We start from the raw sequence: 2,590 nt of genomic DNA, 5'->3' as shown, positions 1-2,590 counted from the left end.
GGCGTCGCCGGCAGCGGATCGGGCGAGGCCGGCGCGGGCTCTTCGTCATCGACCTGCGGCACGGCCCCCGGCGTCGCCGGTGCGGCGGCGGGTTTGGCGACCGTCGGCGCGACCTCGGTGAGCGGCACGTAGTCGAGCGGCGCGCCACCCTGCGGGGAACGCTTCACGTCGGGGTCCGGCGCCGGCATCTTGCCGAGCAGCCATGCATCGAACACCTTGCGCGCGATCGGCGCCGCCGACGACGCACCGAAGCCGCCATGTTCGACCGACACGGCGATCGCGATCTGCGGGTTGTCCGCCGGCGCGTAGGCAATGAACAGCGCCTGGTGGCGCAGGTTGTACGGCAGCGCATGCGGATCGACGTTGCGCCCGGCCTGTCGCCCGACCTTCTGCGCGGTGCCGGTCTTGCCCGCCATCAGGAACTGCGCGCCGCGCGCGATGTTGGCCGCGGTGCCGCCGCCGTGCACGGTCGCGATCATGCCTTCCTGCACCGCGCGCAGGTGTTCTTCGCTGGTGGTGATGCGCGCGCCGGGCGGATGCGGCGTGGCGCGCCAGCTGCTGTTGTAGCCCTCGCGCGTGGCCATCACCACGTGCAGTGGATTGAGCGCGCCGCCGTTGGCGATCGCGGCGGTGCCACGCACCAGCTGCAGCACCGTCGCCACCCAGTAACCCTGGCCGATGCCGGCGATCACCGTTTCGCCCGCGTACCACGGCTCCTTGCTGCGCTTGGCCTTCCATTCCGGCGACGGCACGATGCCGATGCTCTCGCCCAGCATGTCGATGCCCGACTTCTGCCCGAAGCCGAACTTCTGCATGTACAGGTCGAACTTCTCGACGCCCATGTCGTAGGCGAGCTTGTAGTAGTAGAAGTTGACCGACTGCGCGATGGATTTCTTCAGGTCGGTCCAGCCCGCGCCGCCGTGTGCGTCACGATAGCCGCGGCGCTGTCCGGGGATGTGGAACTCGCCGGTCGAAAACACCGCTGTCGACGGCGTGCGCAGCCCGCTGTCGAGCCCGGCGAGGCCGAACAACGGCTTGATCGTCGAACCCGGCGGGCCGCCGCCGAGCAGGGGCCGGTTGAACAGCGGTCGCGACGGATTGGTGGTCAACGCCTTGTAGGCCGTGTGCGAAATTCCGTTGACGAACAGGTTGGCGTCGTACGACGGCAGCGACACCATCGCCAGTACGTCGCCGGTGCGCGGATCGACCGCAACCGCCGCGCCGTCCATGTCGCCGAACGCAGTGACCATCGCCTGCTGCAGGTCGATGTCGATCGACAGCCGCAGGTCGGTGCCGGGCTGCGCGGGCACGCGGCCGACCGTGCGCAGCGGGCGCCCCTCGACGTTCGTCTCGACCTTCTCGTAACCGATCCTGCCGCGCAGCAGTTCCTCGTACGAGCGCTCGAGTCCGGTCTTGCCGATGTGTGTCAGCGCATCGAATCCGGGGCCGAGGTTCTTGGCGTCCGCCACGTCGACGCGGCCGACGTAGCCGATGACGTGCGCCGTGAGTTCGCCATACGGATAACGGCGGTTGAGGTACGACACCAGCTCGATGCCCGGATAGCGCCAGCGATCGACCGCGAAACGCGCGGCTTCTTCGTCGCTGACGCGCATCTTCAGCGTGATCGGCTTGAAGCCGCGCGACGCGTGGCGCGCCTGCTCGAAATGCTCGAGGTCTTCCGGCGCGAATGCCACGCGCTGCGACAGGCCCGGCAGCCACTTCGCGGGATCGCCTGCCTCGCTCGGGGTGACGTCCAGCCGCCACGCGGGCACGTTGTCGGCGAGGATGCGGCCCTTGCGGTCGTAGATCAGGCCGCGACCCGGCACGATCGGTTGCAGCTTGATGCGGTTGGCTTCCGAGCGCGTCACGAAGTCGTCGTGCTGCAGCACCTGCAGGCGGAAATACCAGCCGCCCAGGCCCAGCAGCGCAGCCGCGATGAACAGCATCGCCACGAATGCGCGTGCGCGGAACTGCGCGGCTTCGGCGCCTGCATTCTTGAGGCGACGCGAGCGGGGTCGTACCAGGGCCATCGTCCGGCCCTCAGCGTCGACGCCATGCGCCGAGGCGCAGGCCGTCGAGGAGCAGGAATACCAGCGGCCACAACAGCATGCCGACGATCGTCGCCGCCCAGTACGCCATCGGCAGGACGGGCTCGCCGAGCGCCGCGTGCAGGCCAGCGCTGACGATGCGGTCGTTGACCAGCAGCGCGCCTAGCGTGAGCGCCTGCTGCGACAGCGGGAAGAACCGCAACCGCGCGCGGAAGCGCTGCACGATGAACGCGAGGATGACCAGGCGCAGCGCCTGTTCGCCGAGCAGCCCGCCGTCGACGATGTCGGCGACGAGGCCGAGAAGGAACGCGAAGCCCAGCCCGACGCGGTCAGGGTCTTCGATCAGCCAGTAGGCGAGCACCAGCGCGACCCAGAACGGTCGCAACGTCTGCAGCGCGAGCGGTAACGGCAGCAGCCCGAGCAGCAAGGCCGCGGCGAGGCTCGCGTAGAGGATCCAGCGCGGATAGGCGCGCATCAGTGGCCTCCCGGTGGCGGCGCTGCGGCCGGACTCGCGCCGGTGGCCCGCGACGGCGCGAGGCGCG

2 protein-coding genes are annotated in these 2,590 nt (G+C 69.8%); both read right to left on the bottom strand.

Features of this window, described 5'->3' with window-relative positions; genetic code table 11:
* The coding region (mrdA, locus tag FW784_RS13545; protein ID WP_149353853.1) for a penicillin-binding protein 2 at positions 1 to 2,030 on the bottom strand (2,030 nt) is incomplete at its 3' end.
* A 10-nt stretch (positions 2,031 to 2,040) separates the two neighbouring features.
* Positions 2,041 to 2,523 (bottom strand): rod shape-determining protein MreD, encoded by a 483-nt coding sequence (mreD, locus tag FW784_RS13540; RefSeq protein ID WP_149353852.1) that lies wholly within the window; start codon positions 2,521 to 2,523, stop codon positions 2,041 to 2,043.
* Positions 2,524 to 2,590: the final 67 nt, after the last annotated feature.

This window comes from Cognatilysobacter lacus (assembly GCF_008274655.1).
Taxonomy (GTDB): Bacteria; Pseudomonadota; Gammaproteobacteria; order Xanthomonadales; family Xanthomonadaceae; genus Cognatilysobacter; species Cognatilysobacter lacus.
The sequence above is the reverse complement of the archived record's forward strand: the minus strand, read 5'-3'. Positions and strand labels throughout refer to the sequence as shown.

What these genes read in the sequence shown, in the direction of transcription:
- mreD (WP_149353852.1), bottom strand. Translation starts at nt 2,523, where the DNA reads ATGCGCGCCTATCCGCGCTGGATCCTCTACGCGAGCCTCGCCGCGGCC.